The sequence below is a fragment of the Serratia sp. JKS000199 genome (assembly GCF_900215455.1).
Classification (GTDB): Bacteria; Pseudomonadota; Gammaproteobacteria; order Enterobacterales; family Enterobacteriaceae; genus Serratia; species Serratia ureilytica.
The window spans coordinates 4,435,060-4,453,579 of sequence record NZ_LT907843.1 but is presented as its reverse complement, the minus strand read 5'-3'; the positions used below and the strand labels follow the sequence as shown (position 1 = coordinate 4,453,579).

Here is an 18,520-nt window from a genome sequence, read left to right as displayed (position 1 = left end):
GTCGAAGGGTGCAGCAAGCTGCACCCTTTAAAATGATTCCGTTATCCGGCTTTTTTGCCGCCGAGCAGGTCCAGCACTTCCTGAACGCTGGTGGTATTCGCCAGCCGCTCGATCACGCTCTCGTCATCCAGCGCGTTGGTCAGGCTGGTGATCACCTGAATATGCTCGTTGTTGCGCGCGGCGATGCCGATCACCAGACGGGCCACTTCATCCTCTTCATCGCCGAAGCGCACGCCCTGTGGGTACTGACAGAACACCACGCCGGTGCGCAGCACCCGGTCTTTGGCCTCGATGGTGCCGTGCGGCACGGCGATCGATTCGCCCAGGTAAGTGGAGGTGAGCTTTTCGCGCTCCAGCATCGCCGGCACGTATTCCGCCTCGACGTAGCCGCCCTTCACCAGCTGCTCGCCGGCGAAGCGGATCGCCTGCTCTTTGTCGCTGGCCTGCAGGTTGAGGAACACGTTGCTCTCGCTCAGCTTGAACAGGTTCGGTTCCCCGGCTTCAAAGCTGTCGTCCAGCGCGCCCAGCACCTTCTGCTGGTTGTCGGTGGTTTTGTTGACCGCCACCAAACGCTCGACCAGATCGCTGTACAGCTTGCTGTCGAGGAAGTTGGTCAGCGAGATGTGCTGGGCCTGCGGCGCGTGGCGCATCGCGCGCTCGGTCAGATCGCGGTGGGTGATCACCAGATCCACGTCGTCCGGCAGGCTGTTGATGGCGCTGTTGGTCACCGAGATGTTCTTCAGCCCGGCGTCGGCCACTTTCTTGCGCAGCACCCCGGCGCCCATGGCGCTGGAACCCATGCCCGCATCGCAGGCGACGATGATTTTGCGCACGGTGCTCAGATCGCCGTCGACCGATGCCGCCGCGCCGCCTTTGGACTGCGATTTCATCTCTTGCATGCGACGGGTCGCGGCTTCCAGATCGTCATCCTCTTTCACCTTGGAGGTTTTCAGCAGGAAAGCGGATACCACGAAGGAGACGGCGAAGGCTGCGCATACCGCCGCAATGTTGGCGAAGTAAGCGCCTTTCGGCGTCATCGCCAGCACCGCCAAAATCGAACCCGGGGAAGCCGGAGAAACCAGGCCGCCGTTCAGCATCGTCAGGGTAAAGACGCCGGTCATGCCGCCCAGGATCACCGCCAGCAGCAAGCGTGGGTTCATCAGCACGTAGGGGAAGTAGATTTCGTGGATGCCGCCCAGGAAGTGAATGATCGCCGCACCGCCGGCGGATTGCTTGGCGCTGCCGCGGCCAAAGAACATGTAGGCCATCAGCACGCCCATGCCCGGACCTGGGTTGGCTTCTATCAGGAAGAACACCGATTTGCCGGCTTCCGTGGCCTGCTGAATACCCAGCGGCGAGAAGATGCCGTGGTTGATGGCGTTGTTCAGGAACAGGATTTTCGCCGGTTCAACGAAGATGGACGCCAATGGCAGCAGGTTGTTCGTCACCATCACGTGCACGCCCGCCGCCAGCAGCTTGGAAAGCACCTCCACCAGCGGCCCGATGCCCAGGAAGGCCAGGATCGCCAGCAGCATGCCGATGATGCCGGCGGAGAAGTTGTTCACCAGCATTTCAAAGCCGCTTTTGATCTTGCCGTCCACCCAGCGATCGAAATGCTTGATGGCCCAACCGCCCAGCGGGCCGGCGATCATCGCGCCGAGGAACATCGGCATGTCGGCGCCGACGATGACGCCCATGGTGGTGATGGCGCCGACCACGCCGCCGCGATCGCCGCCCACCAGCCGCCCGCCGGTGTAGCCGATCAGCAGCGGCAGCAGGTAGGTGATCATCGGGCCTACCAGCTTAGCCAAGGTCTCATTCGGCAGCCAGCCGGTTGGAATGAATAGCGCGGTGATAATCCCCCAGGCGATAAAGGCGCCGATGTTGGGCATCACCATGTTGCTCAGGAAGCGGCCAAAGTTTTGCACTTTAACCTTGATGTCTGGTGAAAACATAAAACACACCCCTATTGTTACGCGCTGACAATAGAGCGCGTGATTATTGTTGTGACGATCCAGCCGTGTTGCCGCTGTATGCGAAACGGACTCTATCACGCTGTTTTTGTCACGCGAACTTCACGGATTTTTTGTGATACAAATCACACACAACACCCCAACAAACCACCCTTTATAGTGACTAAGATCACATTTATGGCGTGTAAAAAAAGCACAGTGAGAAAAAAGTCGCCACAAAACCCCCAATAAAGTGACTATGATCACATTTTTAAATTGGCGTTTTGTTTTTGAATTGTGACATTAGTCACGATTTATTTTTAGCTGCAGCGCCGATCGCAACGCTCTGTTTGATCTTCCCTGTGAGCACTCATCCCGCCGGGAACTAGCGAAGTGATGAATGAAAGAAAACTACATTGCCTAATGAATGGATTAATTGAAGTGTAGTACAGAAGCCTGCGCAATAAGCCAGCAAGCGATTGGAAACGCTGAGGGGAAATAAAACAGGCCGGCAATGCCGGCCTGTTTCGCGCCTGGACGCGTTATTATTGCGTCACGCTTTGAATGGTTTTCTGCGCATTCATCAGGTTCTGCTGCTTAGCCACCAGATTCGACATCATGGTGTTGTATTGCGCCACCTGCTGCGCAGTGCGGAACTGCACGCCGTTGTTGTTGAAGCTGACCTGATTGCCCTGGCTCTGCAGGAAGTCGCCGACCTGCACCAGATCCTGCACAAAGCTGGCGGTAGTCGGGATCGCCGGCATCAAGGCGTTGGCCGGGGCGGTGACGATCTTGTCATAGGCCTGGTTGTACACCGCCTTCAGATCGTCAGGCTGCTTCAGCGCCGCGTGGGCAGTATCCGCCTGCGATTTGGCCGACTGGATCTGCTGGCCCAACAGGTTCAACGCCCCGACCGATTGCTGCAGCGCGTCGCGTTTGTTCAGGTAGTCCTGCGCGGTGCGGATCTGGTTAATCTGATCCAGCGCCGGCGTCAGGCTGGCGCCGACCGATTTAGACAACTGCTGCGAAAAGCCGACCAATATCGCGTAATCACCGGCATAGTTGCCGAACTTCTGTTTCTGGTCTTCGCTCAGCGTGGGGATGTTCGCCCCGCTGCGCATCACGGTATTCTGTAAGTAATCGATAAATGCTTTGCGCTGTTCCGGCTCTTTATCGCCGCAGGCGGTCAATTGCATGACCACCAACAATGCCAATACCGGTGCCAACCAACGCGCGAAACCTCTGCTCTGGATCCCTACCGCCATGTGACATAACTCCTGTTATAAACCTGCTTTTTCATTGGACTCCGCCCCTTTTTCCGCACTCCGTGCGCCTATAAGAATAGATCAACTGGCGGCGTTCCGATACGCGATTCCGCTTGCGGTGAACATTGTCTCAGCCGGGCGGTTGAAAACGGCGTACTGCACGTGCCACGCACGCATGGTACACTTTTCCAACGTTTATCGTCGGGCCAACTTGCTCATGTCCTCTTATCAGCCACCGTTGACCATCACGCCCTCCATTCTGCATCTGGCGACAGACGTCGGCGCCGCATTGGCCCGTTTGACGATACAAGCGGAACAAGAGCATGCATTGCGGCTAAGGCGCATCAATCGGATCCGCACTATTCAAGGTTCGTTGGCGATCGAAGGCAATACCCTGAGCGAAGAGCAGATCACCGCTATCATCGCAGGTAAGCGCGTCATCGCCCCTCCGCGTGACGTTCAGGAAGCGATGAATGCCATCCATTGCTATACCAACCTGAATCATTGGCATCCCGAAAATGAACGCGATCTGCTTGCCGCACATGGGATGTTGATGAACAGCTTACTGCCTGATGCTGGCCGCTATCGTCAAAGCGGCGTCGGCGTGATGAACGGCAATGTTGTGATCCATATGGCTCCACCGGCGGAACGCGTACCGTTGCTAATCCGTCAATTGCTCATCTGGCTGCAACAAACCGACCTGCCACCGCTGATCGGCAGCTGTGTATTTCACTATGAATTCGAATTTATCCATCCCTTTGCCGATGGAAACGGCCGTATGGGACGGTTGTGGCAAACGCTGATTTTGTCACGCTGGGATCCGTTGTTCGCCAACGTGCCGGTTGAGAGTCTGGTACATGATAACCAACCCGGATATTACCAGGCGCTGAATGCCAGCAACCAAAAGACCGATTGCTCACCCTTCGTTGAATTCATGCTGGAAATGATTCTAAAAGCGCTTGAGCTGAGCATTACCCCCCAAGTCACCCCCCAAGTCACCCCCCAAGTCGCTGACTTGCTAGCGGCGCTGCAAGGGGAGATGTCGCGAGAAGCACTCCAGAATGTTCTACAGTTGCAAGATCGAAAATCTTTCCGCGAGCGCTATCTACAGCCGGCCTTGAATGCGGGTTGGATTGAAATGACGCTACCGGATAAACCCAAGAGCCGTTTACAACGCTATCGCTTGACCGCTGCCGGTATCAGACTGTTACGCCAACCATAAAAAAGGCGCCCGCAGGCGCCTTTTCACAGCAAAGAACCGCTTACTGCAGCACGGAGATATCCGCCACCTGCAGGAACAGCTCACGCAGTTTGCTCAGCAGCGTCAGACGGTTAACGCGCACTTCCGCATCGTCCGCCATTACCATCACGTTGTCGAAGAACGCATCCACCGGCTCACGCAGCGCGGCCAGTTCCACCAGCGCTTCCTGGTAGTTGCCCGCCGCGAAGTACGGCTGCAGCTTGTCGCGCAGCACCACCAGGTGAGTCGCCAGCTGGATCTCCGCCGCATCCTTCAGCACCGAGGCGCGCACGCTGTCGTTCAGCGTTTCGGTAGACTTGGCCAGAATGTTGGAGACGCGTTTGTTGGCCGCAGCCAATGCCGCCGCCTCGTCCAGCGTACGGAAATGGGATACCGCCTTGACGCGCGCGTCGAAGTCGGCCGGTTTGGTCGGACGGCGCGCCAGCACCGCCTGAATGGTATCGACCGCGTGGCCTTCTTCCTGATACCAGGCGCGGAAACGACCCAGCATGAATTCCACCACGTCGTCGACCACCTTGGCATTGGTCAACTTGCTGCCGTACAGGCGCACGGCCTCTTCGGTCAGAGTCTGCAGATCCAATGGCAGGTTTTTCTCGACGATGATGCGCAACACGCCCAGCGCGGCGCGGCGCAGCGCGAACGGGTCTTTATCGCCCTTCGGATGCTGCCCGATGCCGAAGATGCCGGCCAGGGTGTCCATCTTGTCGGCGATCGCCAGCGAGCAGGCCACCAGCGACTGCGGCAGCGCATCACCGGCGTAGCGCGGCTGATACTGCTCGTTCAGCGCAACGGCGACGTCTTCCGCCTCACCGTCGTGGCGCGCATAATGCATGCCCATCACGCCCTGGGTGTCGGTGAATTCGAACACCATGTTGGTCATCAGGTCACACTTCGACAACAGGCCAGCACGGGTGGCGTGGTTGACGTCGGCGCCAATCTGGCCGGCAACCCAGCCCGCCAGCGCCTGGATGCGATCGGTTTTGTCGCGCAGGGTGCCCAGCTGCTGTTGGAACAGCACGGTTTCCAGGCGCGGCAGGTTGTCTTCCAGACGTTTTTTGCGGTCGGTGTTGAAGAAGAACTCGGCGTCGGCCAAACGCGGACGCACCACCTTCTCGTTGCCGGAGATGATCTGCTGCGGGTCTTTCGACTCGATGTTGGCCACGAAGATAAAGTTAGGCAGCAGTTTGCCTGCGGCGTCGTACACCGGGAAATACTTCTGGTCGCCCTTCATGGTGTACACCAGCGCTTCCGCCGGCACCGCCAGGAATTTCTCTTCGAATTTGGCGGTCAGCACCACCGGCCATTCCACCAGCGAGGCCACTTCTTCCAGCAGGCTGTCGCTCAGATCGGCCTTGCCGCCGATCTTCTGCGCCGCCAGTTCGGCGTCGCGTTTGATAAGGGCTTTGCGCGCTTCGTAGTCAGCGACCACTTTGCCGCGCTCCAGCAGGATCTGCGGATATTGGTCGGCATTGTCGAGGGTGAACTCGGCTTCGCCCATGAAGCGGTGGCCGCGCACGGTGCGCGCGGATTCGATGCCCAGCACGGTGCCCGGGATCAGATCGGCGCCCAGCAGCATCGTGACGGTGTGCACCGGACGCACGAACTGCACGTCGGAATCGCCCCAGCGCATCAGTTTCGGGATCGGCAGCTTGCCGAGCGCGGTGCTGACCATGCCGGCCAGCAGTTGTTGCGCCGACTGGCCTTTGACATGGGCGCGGTACATCAACCACTCGCCCTTGTCGGTCACCAGGCGCTCCGCCTGATCGACGGTGATACCGCAGCCGCGCGCCCAGCCTTCGGCCGCTTTGCTCGGTTTGCCTTCGGCGTCGAACGCCTGAGCGATCGCCGGGCCGCGTTTTTCAATTTCGCGATCGGCCTGCGCCGCGCTCAGGTTGGCCACTTTCAGCGCCAGGCGGCGCGGTGCGGCGAACCAGCTCACGTCACCGTGTTCCAGGCCGGCGTTGTCCAGCTCGGCGGTGAAGTTGGCGGCGAAAGATTCCGCCAGGGAACGAAGAGCCTTCGGCGGCAGCTCTTCCGTGCCGATTTCCACCAGGAAAGTCTGTTGAGTCATGGCTGCCTCTTAGTTCTCGTTCTTCTTGTTGCACATCGGGAAGCCCAGCGCTTCGCGGGAAGCGTAGTAGGCTTCGGCAACGGCTTTGGTCAGCGTGCGGATGCGCAGAATGTAGCGTTGACGCTCGGTCACCGAAATCGCCTTGCGCGCGTCCAGCAGGTTGAAGGTATGGCCCGCCTTCAGGATGCGTTCGTAGGCCGGCAGCGGCAGCGGTTTTTCCAGCGCCAGCAGCGATTGGGCTTCTTTCTCGTACTGCTCGAAGCAGGAGAACAGGAAGTCGACGTCGGCGTATTCGAAGTTGTAGGTGGACTGCTCCACTTCGTTCTGATGGAACACGTCGCCGTAGGTGGTGACGCCCAGCGGGCCGTTGCTCCACACCAGATCGTACACGCTGTCCACGCCCTGGATGTACATCGCCAGACGCTCCAGGCCATAGGTGATCTCGCCGGTCACCGGCTTGCACTCCAGGCCGCCGACCTGCTGGAAGTAGGTGAACTGCGTCACTTCCATGCCGTTCAGCCACACTTCCCAACCCAGGCCCCAGGCGCCGAGCGTCGGGTTTTCCCAGTTGTCTTCCACGAAGCGGATGTCGTGGATAGTCGGATCCAGACCCAGCTCTTTCAGCGAGCCCAGGTAGAGTTCCTGAATGTTGTCCGGCGATGGCTTAATCACCACCTGGAACTGATAGTAGTGCTGCAGACGGTTCGGGTTTTCGCCGTAGCGGCCGTCGGTCGGGCGACGGGATGGCTGCACATAAGCGGCGGCCATCGGCTCCGGCCCCAGTGCGCGCAGGCACGTCATCGGGTGTGAGGTTCCCGCGCCGACTTCCATGTCCAATGGTTGAACGATGGTGCAGCCCTGGCGCGCCCAATAATCCTGCAGTGTCAGGATCAGGCCCTGGAAGGTCTTGGTATCAAACTTTTGCATGTTGAATTCGCACGCGATACAAGTGGATTTATATGGAATGCGCCAGTATACCCTTTGACCGTAAGATATACAGCCAGAATCCGGCAACAAGTGCGAATCGGGGCAAGAAGCGCTGGATTTTCACCCGTCGGCCAAGAAAACCGTCGGCGACATCGGCGCCGCAGAGGGCGAGGTAACCGCACCGCTTTCGCAGGCTCGGGTATCGGCTGGCTTTAGAGAAACGCCGATTCATCCCCCGCATGCTTCCACTACCGGCAGCTTGAGGCTTCTTCGACAAACAACAGGCGTGTTGAACAATATTCAAATAAGTGAATGGAATGAAAAAAAACATAACTCAGTGTTATATATTTACTTTATTCTTACCGACGCGGCATCGACTGAAATTTACTTGCCATAGTGACTCTGGTAGTATAACAAGAACAAATAACAGCCGCAGCTAAAAAGCCATTTAAGTCGCTTAGGAAAAAGATTGAAAATGATAGAGCTCTTTGACGTAGACTATAATTTGCTGCCAGATAACAGATCGAAAGAACTATTCTCTTTAAGAAAAAAAACGTTTAAAGACCGTTTAGACTGGCTCGTTAATTGCGAAAATAACATGGAGTTTGACGAATACGACAACCGTCACGCCACCTATATTTTCGGCACCTACCAAGATCACGTCATTTGCAGCTTGCGATTTATCGAAACGAAATACCCAAACATGATCAGCGATGGCGTATTCGACAATTACTTTAACGATATAAAACTCCCCGAAGGGAATTACGTTGAAGCCAGCAGATTATTTATAGACAAGGCGCGCATTCAAGCACTTCAACTCCATCAAGCGCCAATTAGCACCATGCTTTTCCTGTCGATGATAAACTATGCAAGAAGCTGCGGCTACGAAGGCATATACGCCATTATCAGTCACCCGATGCGCATTATTTTCCAACGCTCCGGCTGGCATATCTCGGTGGTAAAAACCGGATGCTCCGAAAAGAATAAAAATATTTATCTGATCTATCTGCCGATAGACGATGTCAACCGGAACAGATTGCTGGCGCGCATCAACCAACACGCCACAAAGTGGGATAACCCGTTGGATTCCTGGCCATTATCCTTCCGAGTCAGCGAGAAGCGGCCGGATGAGCTGCAGCTCCACACCTAACCTGATGGCATGTTTGGCATTGGTGACGCCAAGCTTTTTGACGGCGTTGCCGATGTGATATTTTACGGTGGTGAGTTTTATTCCCAGGATAAGGGCAATTTCTTGATAGGATTTACCTAAGCTCGCCCAGTAGATGATCTCATTTTCACGCTTGGAGAAAAACTCCCGCTGGTTCATTTTTTCAAAGTCAGCAGGCGTGCTCATTTCCTGGTAGAGCGCCGTCATTTTTCCGTGCATGGTAATCAGCAGCATTTGAATTTCGGCCTTATTATTGTCAATCTGCTGTTCAACGTCCGCATCACAATGCTTATCCAACATAATGGATAACACCACCAGATTATGATGATGATCGTGCAAGACGAAAGTATACCCATTAATAATATTGTAGTTCTTGGCCATATCAAAAATCTTTGGCAATTTTAATCCTGCACCAATTTCCAAATCTTTATCCCAGGTAAACGGGGTAATTCTATGCGATGCGGTAATCAAAACAGGATCAATAAACTGATAGTTGTTTTTGATATAAAACTCGAACCACTCCGTCCTATTGGAAATGATTGAAAAGCTAGTCGGATTTCTTTTATTCATTATAGCATAGGCATATTTTATATTATTGTATTTGCTCAGCCCGCTTTCCAACTCTTCTTTTATAGAGGCATTAATGGTTTCATTATTGAAAAAAAAGTTAGACACTCACCAATCCTCTTCAAGAAATAACATCACTATAAAACTGAGAAGAGTATAACCCGGTTGCGCCGCCAAGTAAATTAAACCGACAGGCATAATAGGAAGCGTTAATAATCAACAGGCGTTTTAAAGAATCAATTAAAATAATTTCGGAGGGGAAATTAATTTAATCGAGAAATAAGCGCGTCGCTGAAGAAGGGGCGGCAGAGGGCATTATCCGGCAAAGAAACACAAAGAAAACAAAATCATAACAACTCGGCATCATGACATGCATCTGACAAAAGCGTTCTGTCGCGTTGAAGATGAGAGGGGGCCAGACAGGCAGGCGAAAACGCCCCGCATCCGATGATGAAGGGAAAAAGCCATTGACAGTGAAGATTTGGATATACAATAATAACCAAAATTTTCCCTGGTGTTGGCCAAGTGGCTACCTGATCCTTTATAGGATCAGTTTTTTTTTGTAGCGCTGTATTTTATCGTTATGCAATAACGATAAGAACTTTCAGCGATAAATGATAGTTGTACTAAAGTACAGTCTCATCCGCCCACATCGCCTCGCCATCTCGCCGTCACAGGCTCTATCCTCTCCCGAGAGTTCTCAGAAGCGCGCGCTGACGCCGACGTTATACATAAACTGCTCGCCGCTGCTCAGGCCGCCGGTTTGCGAGACGGTGGCGAAGGCCGACACTCTATCCGTCAACGGCATGTTGGCCCCCAGCGTGACATCCACCCAGTTTTTGTCCTGACCCGCACTGTCGCGAGTAAATGAGGTTTGCGTCGATTTCAGGCCGCCACCGGCGCGGTAGACGTCATCGCCGAACTGATGCTGATAACTCACTTCCGCATAGGGGTTAAACACGCCGAATTGCGTATCCAACCGCCAGCCCAACGCGCCGATCTGCGAATGGTAGGTTTGATCGTTGAAGCGCATGGCGGTGCTGTCATCACCGTCTTCGCTGTAGCCGGACACTTGGCTGTAATCCCAGGCGAACTGCGCCACCGGCCCGGTGGTGAGATAAGCAGCGATAGGGAAGTCATAGCCGGCGGTCACGCGCGCGCCCCACTGCTTGCCGGAGGTCGAACCGGTTTCGGTGCGCGTCAGCGGCCCCAACCGCATGCTGCGGCGGATGTCGTCATAATCCATCGTCGCATAGTGCAGATCGGCATTGACCCACCCCTGCTCGAATATGGCCAGCGAACTGAAGGCCGACAGCAGCACCCCACGCGCCTTGTAGTCATAGCGGCTGGAAGGATGCTGATCGTCGTTGGAACCGGCGATCAACGCACCGATCAACCAGCTGTCGGTCAGTTGATAGTCCACGCCGACGGTCAGGTTGTGGGTGGTGGCGTTGCCATCCCCCGCCGCCCGGTTATCGGCATAGTCATAGTGCTGGCCTGCGTAGCCGCCAAACACGCCCAGCGAGCCCTGCGGATTGTCGCCGTTGCGCAGCTGCTGGAAACGGCTGTCGAGCGTGGCGCGGCTGTCACGCGCCATCGCCGCCGTCGCCTGATTCAGCGCCACCACCTGCGCCGGGCCATCCAACACCGCCTGGATATAATCCGCAATCAGCAGGTGCGCCTGCGGGCTGGGGTGGAAATGGTCGGAGAACAGATAGGACTGGCCGGCGTCGAAGCCGGGCATGTCGGAACGGCAAACCGCCGAGGAAACGCCCGCCGGACAAGCCATGCCGGCCGTGTTGGCGAAGCCGAACTGCGCCGGATTGGCGATCGCTTCTGCGAACAGCTTGTTCACGTCCACCCGCACGATATTGCCGCCCCCCTGCGCCAGCAAACGGTCTTCGCTTTGATTATAGAAATCGGTCAGCTGAGCGGCCTGCGCGCTCAGGCTGTCATACGCCGCCACAAGCTGGGCGGCGATCGCCTGCTGCACCTGAGGGATCGCGCTGCCCTGCTTCGCCGCGGCGGCCAACGCCGCGTGGATCGCCTGCGTGCGCGAAGCGTTGTCCGGGGTAGCCACCGAATTGAGCGTGGCATAGGCCGCCTGAATCGCCGCCCCCTGTACCGGCGGCAGCGCCTGCTGAATGATCAGTTCCATCAGCTGCGGCGTGGAGCCGATGTTCGGCACCGTCGGCACGATCACCGTGCCGGCGCCGGCGTTCAGCAGCGAATGCACCTGCGCGGCGGCGGCCGCGGCGCTGTTATAGGCCACGCCGGGCGCGGTAGCGGCGTTCAACGCCGCCGCCGCCAAATCGTTACCGCCAATCCAGTGAATATACAAACCGTCGCCATCGGCCTGGCCGTTAACCCGATTCAGGTAGCGCTGCACCTGATCCTGGGTGTTGTCGACCGGGTTCAGGCCCGGCACCGCCACGGCGCCGCCGGCGGCGTAGTTTTCACCGCCGTTGTCCGAGGCCACCAGCGCCGCACCGATGCGTTGCGCCAACGCTTCGTCGTACAGCAGGTGCTGACTGCCGTCATAGGTGAACCGGCCGTTGTTGCCGGTATCGCTCAGGCTGTCGCCAAAGACGTAGAGTTGGTCATACGCCTGAACCGGAAGGGTCACACTGCAAAGTAACGCCACTGCAAGCGCCGCCGGGCGGGGCATGCATGTTATTTTTAGAGGCATGAATCGACTCCTGAGAGCCTGCAAATGAAGGCAATGTCGTTTTTATCGTTGGCCGGTTTTCCACCGGCCATGTAGTAACTATTGTCGGCTTTTTCGTCACGTCAAGCGGGGCTGCTGACAAAACAATCAGAGGCTTGCCAAGTTCACCGCTTCGAGCGATGATTACTGTTCATAAATACAGCACAAGGACATTCAGGATGGCAGAAGAACGTTGCGGTTGGGTGACGGCCGATCCGTTGTATCTCGAGTATCACGACAAGGAATGGGGCACGCCCACCACCGACGCGCGCGAGCTGTTTGAAATGCTGTGTCTGGAGGGACAACAGGCCGGTCTTTCCTGGATCACCGTGCTGAAAAAGCGCGAGAACTACCGCCGCGCCTTCCATGATTTCGATCCGCAGCGGGTCGCCGCCATGACCGAACAAGACGTGGAAAGGCTGCTGCAAGACAGCGGCATCATCCGTCACCGCGGCAAGATAGAAGCCATCATCACCAACGCCAAAGCCTATCTGGCGATGGAGGCGGCCGGCGAGAATTTCGTCACCTTCATATGGGACTTCGTCGGCGGCCGGCCCCAGCTCAACCGCTGGCAGGCGCTGAACCAGGTTCCGGCCAAAACTGAGCAGTCCGACGCCATGTCCAAGGCGTTGAAAAAGCGCGGCTTCAAGTTTATCGGCTCCACCATCTGTTACGCCTTCATGCAGGCCAGCGGGCTGGTGAACGATCATCTCACGGGGTGCATGTGCTACCCAAAGCCACGGTGATCCGCCCCTGTGGCCCGGCGGATATCGATCGGCTGATGGCGCTGTGGCTGCCCAGCACCATCGCCGCCCATCCGTTCGTGGCGGAAAAATACTGGCGTGAAAGCGCCGCACTGGTGCGGGAAAATTACCTGCCGCGCGCGCAGAGCTGGGCCTGCTGGCATGAAAACGAGATCGTCGGCTTTATCAGCGTGCTGGACGAACAGTTCATCGGCGCGCTGTTTGTCGATCGGGCGTATCACGGCCGCGGCGTAGCCCGGGCGCTGATGACGCACGTGCAGCAGCGCTACCGCCGGCTCAGCCTGGAGGTTTATCAGCAAAACCTGCGCGCCTGCGCGTTTTACCACAAGCACGGTTTTCAGGTGACGCAGCGCCTGTTTAACGACGAAACCCAGGCCTATACGCTGATCATGAACTGGCCGGCAATCGAGAATTCAACCGGTTACGGTTAAAAAAGGCGCATTCGCGCCCTGGCGGCGCGCAATTAGGAATCCGCTGCATGGCGCCGCCCGGCGTTTTGTCGCATAACTCCCCCAGCACTTACCCGCGCTCATCATTTGTCACGTTTTTCTCCGGAACTGCCGGCGAGCCAACGCGTCATAGTAGCGCGGTGATGCGGGCCCCACCTGCGTCGCCTACTTTTTTGCGCCCCCGTGTTGGGCCGGCGCGTACAGATATTGATGCCATTAAGGACAAGAACATGAAAAAACGCATTGCAATTATTGCCGGCGCAGTGAGCGTCGCGCTCACGCTGTCGGCCTGTACCACCAACCCTTACACCGGCGAATCCGAAGTCGGCAAGTCCGGCATCGGCGCGGGCCTCGGGGCCGCACTGGGCGCCGGCGTCGGCGTACTGTCCTCTTCCAAGAAAGATCGCGGCAAGGGCGCGCTGATCGGCGCGGCGGCCGGTGCGGCGCTCGGCGGCGGCGCTGGCTATTACATGGACGTGCAGGAAGCCAAACTGCGCGACAAGATGAAAGGCACCGGCGTCAGCGTCACCCGTCAGGGCGACAACATCGTGCTGAACATGCCGAACAACGTGACCTTCGACAGCAGCAGCGCCACGCTGAAACCGGCGGGCGCCAATACCCTGACCGGCGTCGCCATGGTGCTGAAAGAGTATCCGAAAACCGCAGTCAACGTCATCGGCTACACCGACAGCACCGGTTCCCGTTCGCTCAACATGAACCTGTCGCAGCAGCGCGCCGATGGCGTAGCCAGCGCGCTGATCACCCAGGGCGTGGCGGCGAACCGTATCCGCACCGCCGGTGCCGGCCCGGACAACCCGATCGCGTCCAACAGCACCGCGGAAGGCAAGGCGCAAAACCGCCGCGTCGAGATCACCCTCAGCCCGCTGCAATAATCCCGCGCGGGGCGCCACCGGCGCCCCGCCGCTTCCCTGCGATTTTCTCCTTATCCTTCAACATTCCCGCCCGCACGCCGGGTATGGTAGTCTCCTTGGCAATTAACCGCAGGAGGGATCGGCTGTGAGCACTGTCAAGGCAACGCGCGCCTCAGGACGCGCCACCATCAGCGATGTAGCGAGCATCGCCAAAACCGGCAAGACCAGCGTGTCACGCTATCTGAATGGTGAACAGCACCTGCTTTCCGACGATCTCAAACAGCGCATCGAACAGGCGATCCAGCAGCTCGACTACCGCCCAAGCCAGATGGCGCGCAGCCTGAAGGGCGGCCAAACGCGCCTGATCGGCCTGATCCTCGCCGATATCACCAACCCCTATTCGGTGGACGTGATGCGCGGCATCGAGGCCGCCTGCCGCCAACACGGCTTTACCCTGCTGGTGTGCAACACCAACAACGAAGTCAATCAGGAACAGCACTACCTGCAGCTGCTCAGCAGTTACCGGGTGGAAGGCATCGTGGTCAACGCGGTCGGCATGCGCGAGGAAGCGTTATCCACGCTGCAACAGTCGATGCTGCCGATGGTGCTGATCGACCGCAAAATCCCCGACTTCGCCTGCGACGTAGTGGGCCTGAACAACCGCGAAGCCGCCACCGTCGCCACCGAGCACCTGCTGCAACAAGGCTTCGAAGCGATCCTGTTCCTCAGCGAACCGCTCGGTACGGTCAATACCCGCCTGGAACGCCTGCACGCCTTCAGGCATACCATGGCGCAGCACCCTGCGCTGCTGGCGGAGCAGGCCGAAACGCCGCTCAACGATCGGCAAAAACTGGAACAGGTGCTGAGCGATTTCAGCGGCCGTCATCGCGGCATGCGCAAGGCGGTGATCTCCGCCAACGGCGCCCTGACACTGCAGGTGGCGCGCGCCATGCGCCGGCTCGGCATCCAGTGGGGCAACGACATCGGCCTGCTGGGCTTCGACGAGCTGGAGTGGGCGGAACTGGCGGGCGTCGGCATCACCACGCTGAAACAACCCACCTACCAAATGGGGCACGCGGCGCTGGAGCGGCTGGTGCAGCGTATTCAGGGTCTGGCCGCCCCCAGCGGCGAGCAGATGTTCTCCGGCGAGCTGATCGTCCGCGGCTCCACCACCCGCTAACCCGCCTTCTCCGGGGCCTTAACCGCCCCGCCTTCATCGGCTGTTTTTTGCTCAGCTTCGTGATTGCGATCATATTTTTACACTCTGTCGCTTTCTACTGGAACCGGTTCCATTTAACGTACCGGTAACAGCAGCGGCGGCGACAATGCCGCCTCAGGAGTCAAAATGAAAACAGAAATCATCGTGGTCACCGGCGCCTACGGCGCCGATACCGTCAAACAACAGGGCGGCCAGCGCGCGCTGTTGCCCATCATTGCCGGCGCGGGCGCCGACGGGGTGGAGATCCGCCGCGAACTGTTCGCCGCCGGCGAACTGGACAGCCTGCCTGCGCTGGCCCAGGAGATAGAACGCCAGCAGCTGTTCGCCGTCTATTCCGCCCCTGAGGCGCTGTTCACTCCGCAACATACGCTGAATCCCGACCTGCCGGCGCTGCTGGCGGAAGCGCAGGCGCTGAACGCGCGCCAGCTGAAGCTCTCCCTCGGCCATTTCCGCCCCGGCTTCGATTTTACCGAGCTGAAAGTGGCGCTGGAGCAACATCCGGTCAAACTGGTGGTCGAGAACGACCAAACGCCGGACTGCGGCATTTTGTCGATGCTGAACGCCTTTTTCCATGCAGCGGAAGATAGCCACCTGCCGGTCAGCATGACCTTCGATATGGCCAACTGGCTGTGGGTGGGGCAAGACGCCTTCGCCGCCGCCGAGCGCCTGGCCCGCCACGTCGGTTACGTGCACGTCAAGGCCGCCACGCAAGGTCCGCGCGGCTGGCGCGCCATTGCGCTGGACGATACCGACGGCAGCTGGCGCGATCTGCTGGCCCGCCTGCCGCACGATGCGCCGCGCGGCATCGAATTCCCGTTGCAGGGTGATGACCTGGAAGCCGTCACCCGCCATTACGTCAATATTTTGCGTGCGGAGTAACCCCATGATGACAACGTTAACGGCAACGACGGCGCAGCAGGCGCCCCTGGATGTGGTCACTCTGGGTGAAGCCATGGCGATGTTCGTGGCGGCGCAGACCGGCGATTTGGCGGAGGTGGAAACCTTCACCAAACGCATCGCCGGCGCCGAACTGAACGTGGCGATCGGCCTGGCCCGTCTGGGCATGAACGTCGGCTGGGTCAGCCGCGTCGGCAACGACTCGTTTGGCCGCTTCACCCTGCAGCAGCTGAAAAAAGAAGGCATCAACTACCGGCAGGTGACGGTCGATGGCCACTATCCGACCGGTTTTCAGGTGAAATCCAAGACTACCGATGGTACCGATCCCAGCGTGGAATATTTCCGTAAAGGCTCGGCGGCCAGCCGCCTGTCAGTCGCCGATTTCAACCGCGAGTATTTCGGTTCCGCGCGCCACCTGCACCTGAGCGGCGTGGCGGCGGCGCTGTCCGGCGAATCGCTGGCGCTGTGCCACCATGCGGCGCGCGAGATGCGCGCCATGGGCAAAACCATTTCGTTCGATCCCAATCTGCGCCCGGTGCTGTGGCCCAGTCGCGAGGTGATGATCGAGCAGCTGAACCAGCTGGCGTTCGCCGCCGACTGGGTGCTGCCGGGGTTGAAAGAGGGACAGATCCTCACCGGCCAGTCGACGCCGGAAGGCATCGCCGATTTCTATCTGGAGCGCGGCGTGCAGGCGGTGATCATCAAAACCGGCCCGGACGGCGCCTGGTTTAAAACCGCCGCCGGCGATAAAGCGGCGGTGGCCGCGGTCAAGGTCGACAACGTGGTGGATACCGTAGGGGCCGGTGACGGCTTTGCCGTCGGCACCCTCAGCGCCTTGCTGGAAGGCAAAACGCTGGTACAGGCGGTGCAACGCGGCAACAAAATCGGCTCGCTGGCGATCCAGGCCATCGGCGACAGCGAAGGCCTGCCGACCCGCGCGGCGCTGGCCGAATAACAATAAAAAAACGACTTCTCCGCATGACGTCAGCCTCTGGCCCTACAACCGGGACGCGTCGGGAGAGCATCTGCCCCTTCGTCTTTCATGCCCAACGGGCTGGGCGAAGGGGATGCAACACCACTGAAGGATACTGAACATGAACAAAGCGACTGTCGCGGCCAAACGCTGGTGGTACATCATGCCCATCGTGTTTATCACCTACAGCCTGGCCTATCTCGATCGCGCCAACTTCAGCTTCGCCTCCGCCGCCGGCATCAATGAGGATCTCGGCATCACCAAGGGCATGGCCTCGCTGCTGGGTGCGCTGTTTTTCCTCGGTTATTTCTTCTTCCAAATTCCCGGCGCCATCTACGCCGAGCGCCGCAGCGTCAAAAAACTGATCTTCTGGTGCCTGATCCTGTGGGGCGGCTGCGCCTCGCTGACCGGCGTGGTGAGCAATATTCCGATGCTGGCCGCCATCCGCTTTATCCTCGGCGTGGTGGAAGCGGCGGTGATGCCGGCAATGCTGATCTACATCAGCAACTGGTTCACCAAATCGGAGCGTTCACGCGCCAATACCTTCCTGATCCTCGGCAACCCGGTGACGGTGCTGTGGATGTCGGTGGTGTCCGGTTACCTGATCCACGCCTTCGGCTGGCGCGAAATGTTCATCATCGAGGGCATTCCGGCGGTCATCTGGGCGTTCTGCTGGTGGGTGCTGGCGAAAGACAAACCGGCGCAGGCCGGCTGGTTGAGCGCCGATGAGAAACAGGCGCTGCAACAGCAGCTGGACGAAGAACAGAAAGGCATCAAGGCCGTGCGCAACTACGGCGAAGCCTTCCGTTCGCGCAACGTGATCCTGCTGTGCGTGCAGTACTTCGCCTGGAGCATCGGCGTATACGGCTTCGTGCTGTGGCTGCCTTCCATCCTGCGCAGCGGCATGCAGATGGGCATGGTGGAAGCCGGCTGGCTGTCGGCGGTGCCTTACCTGGCGGCGACCATCGCCATGATCGTGGTCTCCTGGGCGTCGGACAAAATGCAAAACCGCAAGCTGTTTGTCTGGCCGCTGCTGCTGATCGGCGCGCTGGCGTTCTTCGGCTCTTACGCCGTCGGCACCAACCATTTCTGGATCTCTTACGGCCTGCTGGTGGTCGCCGGCGCCGCGATGTACGCCCCCTACGGGCCGTTCTTCGCCATCATTCCGGAAATGCTGCCGAAAAACGTCGCCGGCGGCGCCATGGCGCTGATCAACAGCATGGGCGCGCTGGGTTCGTTCTTCGGTTCCTGGTTCGTCGGTTACCTGAACGGCGCCACCGGCAGCCCGGCGGCTTCCTACATGTTTATGGCTATCGCACTGGTGGTGGCGGTGGTGTTGACGCTGATCGTCAAGCCCGCCCGCAACGAGATCCAGCCGCAGATGGCTTGATCCGGTTATACTTTTTCTCTGTCAATCAACCCGAGGGG

The 18,520-nt window shown here is 58.5% G+C and carries 15 protein-coding genes; 9 read left to right on the top strand and 6 right to left on the bottom strand.

All coding sequences use genetic code 11. The annotated features are described in order from the left end of the window. Positions 1-41 precede the first annotated feature (41 nt). The gene (locus CPH57_RS21095; protein ID WP_033652307.1) at positions 42-1,955 is read right to left on the bottom strand and encodes a PTS mannitol transporter subunit IICBA; all 1,914 of its coding nucleotides are present in this window, start codon (positions 1,953-1,955) and stop codon (positions 42-44) included. Positions 1,956-2,497: 542 nt separating this feature from the next. Beyond that, the gene (locus CPH57_RS21090) at positions 2,498-3,217 is read right to left on the bottom strand and encodes a DUF3053 domain-containing protein (protein ID WP_025304780.1); all 720 of its coding nucleotides are present in this window, start codon (positions 3,215-3,217) and stop codon (positions 2,498-2,500) included. A 217-nt stretch (positions 3,218-3,434) separates the two neighbouring features. Here CPH57_RS21090 and CPH57_RS21085 point away from each other — a divergent pair, with 217 nt between their 5' ends. Further along, positions 3,435-4,439 (top strand): Fic family protein, encoded by a 1,005-nt coding sequence (locus CPH57_RS21085; RefSeq protein WP_060660858.1) that lies wholly within the window; start codon positions 3,435-3,437, stop codon positions 4,437-4,439. Between the two features lie 40 nt (positions 4,440-4,479). On the opposite strand, the gene glyS is transcribed toward CPH57_RS21085, so the two are convergent. Together glyS and glyQ are read right to left on the bottom strand one after the other, a co-directional pair. After that, complete coding sequence (glyS, locus tag CPH57_RS21080; protein WP_033645123.1) at positions 4,480-6,549, bottom strand: glycine--tRNA ligase subunit beta; 2,070 nt, start codon at positions 6,547-6,549, stop codon at positions 4,480-4,482. A gap of 9 nt (positions 6,550-6,558) precedes the next feature. Beyond that, positions 6,559-7,476 (bottom strand): glycine--tRNA ligase subunit alpha, encoded by a 918-nt coding sequence (gene glyQ, locus CPH57_RS21075; protein WP_004933966.1) that lies wholly within the window; start codon positions 7,474-7,476, stop codon positions 6,559-6,561. A 475-nt stretch (positions 7,477-7,951) separates the two neighbouring features. Here glyQ and CPH57_RS21070 point away from each other — a divergent pair, with 475 nt between their 5' ends. After that, on the top strand, positions 7,952-8,626 hold the full coding sequence (locus CPH57_RS21070; RefSeq protein ID WP_033645124.1) for an acyl-homoserine-lactone synthase: 675 nt from the start codon (positions 7,952-7,954) through the stop codon (positions 8,624-8,626). Here CPH57_RS21070 and CPH57_RS21065 read toward each other — a convergent pair. Next, complete coding sequence (locus tag CPH57_RS21065; RefSeq protein ID WP_033652310.1) at positions 8,573-9,319, bottom strand: LuxR family transcriptional regulator; 747 nt, start codon at positions 9,317-9,319, stop codon at positions 8,573-8,575. The two genes, CPH57_RS21070 and CPH57_RS21065, sit on opposite strands and share 54 nt — an antisense overlap. Before the next feature lie 592 nt (positions 9,320-9,911). Further along, positions 9,912-11,900, bottom strand: coding sequence for an autotransporter outer membrane beta-barrel domain-containing protein (locus CPH57_RS21060; protein WP_096242699.1), 1,989 nt, complete (start codon positions 11,898-11,900; stop codon positions 9,912-9,914). Between the two features lie 197 nt (positions 11,901-12,097). Between CPH57_RS21060 and CPH57_RS21055 the strand changes: the two genes are divergently transcribed. The 7 genes from CPH57_RS21055 (at position 12,098) to CPH57_RS21025 (ending at position 18,482) form a co-directional block, all read left to right on the top strand. Further along, on the top strand, positions 12,098-12,664 hold the full coding sequence (locus tag CPH57_RS21055) for a DNA-3-methyladenine glycosylase I (RefSeq protein ID WP_033652312.1): 567 nt from the start codon (positions 12,098-12,100) through the stop codon (positions 12,662-12,664). Continuing rightward, positions 12,661-13,113, top strand: a complete 453-nt coding sequence (locus CPH57_RS21050; RefSeq protein WP_033645128.1) for an N-acetyltransferase — start codon at positions 12,661-12,663, stop codon at positions 13,111-13,113. The genes CPH57_RS21055 and CPH57_RS21050 overlap by 4 nt, the downstream gene beginning before the upstream one ends. A gap of 248 nt (positions 13,114-13,361) precedes the next feature. After that, a complete protein-coding gene (locus CPH57_RS21045; protein WP_033645129.1) occupies positions 13,362-14,024 on the top strand; it encodes an OmpA family lipoprotein in 663 nt (220 codons plus the stop codon). A gap of 124 nt (positions 14,025-14,148) precedes the next feature. Continuing rightward, the gene (locus CPH57_RS21040; protein WP_004933951.1) at positions 14,149-15,183 is read left to right on the top strand and encodes a LacI family DNA-binding transcriptional regulator; all 1,035 of its coding nucleotides are present in this window, start codon (positions 14,149-14,151) and stop codon (positions 15,181-15,183) included. Between the two features lie 165 nt (positions 15,184-15,348). Continuing rightward, positions 15,349-16,101, top strand: coding sequence for a sugar phosphate isomerase/epimerase (locus tag CPH57_RS21035; RefSeq protein ID WP_047573224.1), 753 nt, complete (start codon positions 15,349-15,351; stop codon positions 16,099-16,101). 7 nt (positions 16,102-16,108) lie between these two features. Then, entirely contained in the window at positions 16,109-17,074 is a 966-nt protein-coding gene (locus CPH57_RS21030) for a sugar kinase (RefSeq protein ID WP_046688560.1), read from the top strand. 139 nt (positions 17,075-17,213) lie between these two features. Beyond that, a complete protein-coding gene (locus CPH57_RS21025) occupies positions 17,214-18,482 on the top strand; it encodes an MFS transporter (RefSeq protein WP_033645131.1) in 1,269 nt (422 codons plus the stop codon). The last annotated feature ends 38 nt before the right edge of the window (positions 18,483-18,520 follow it).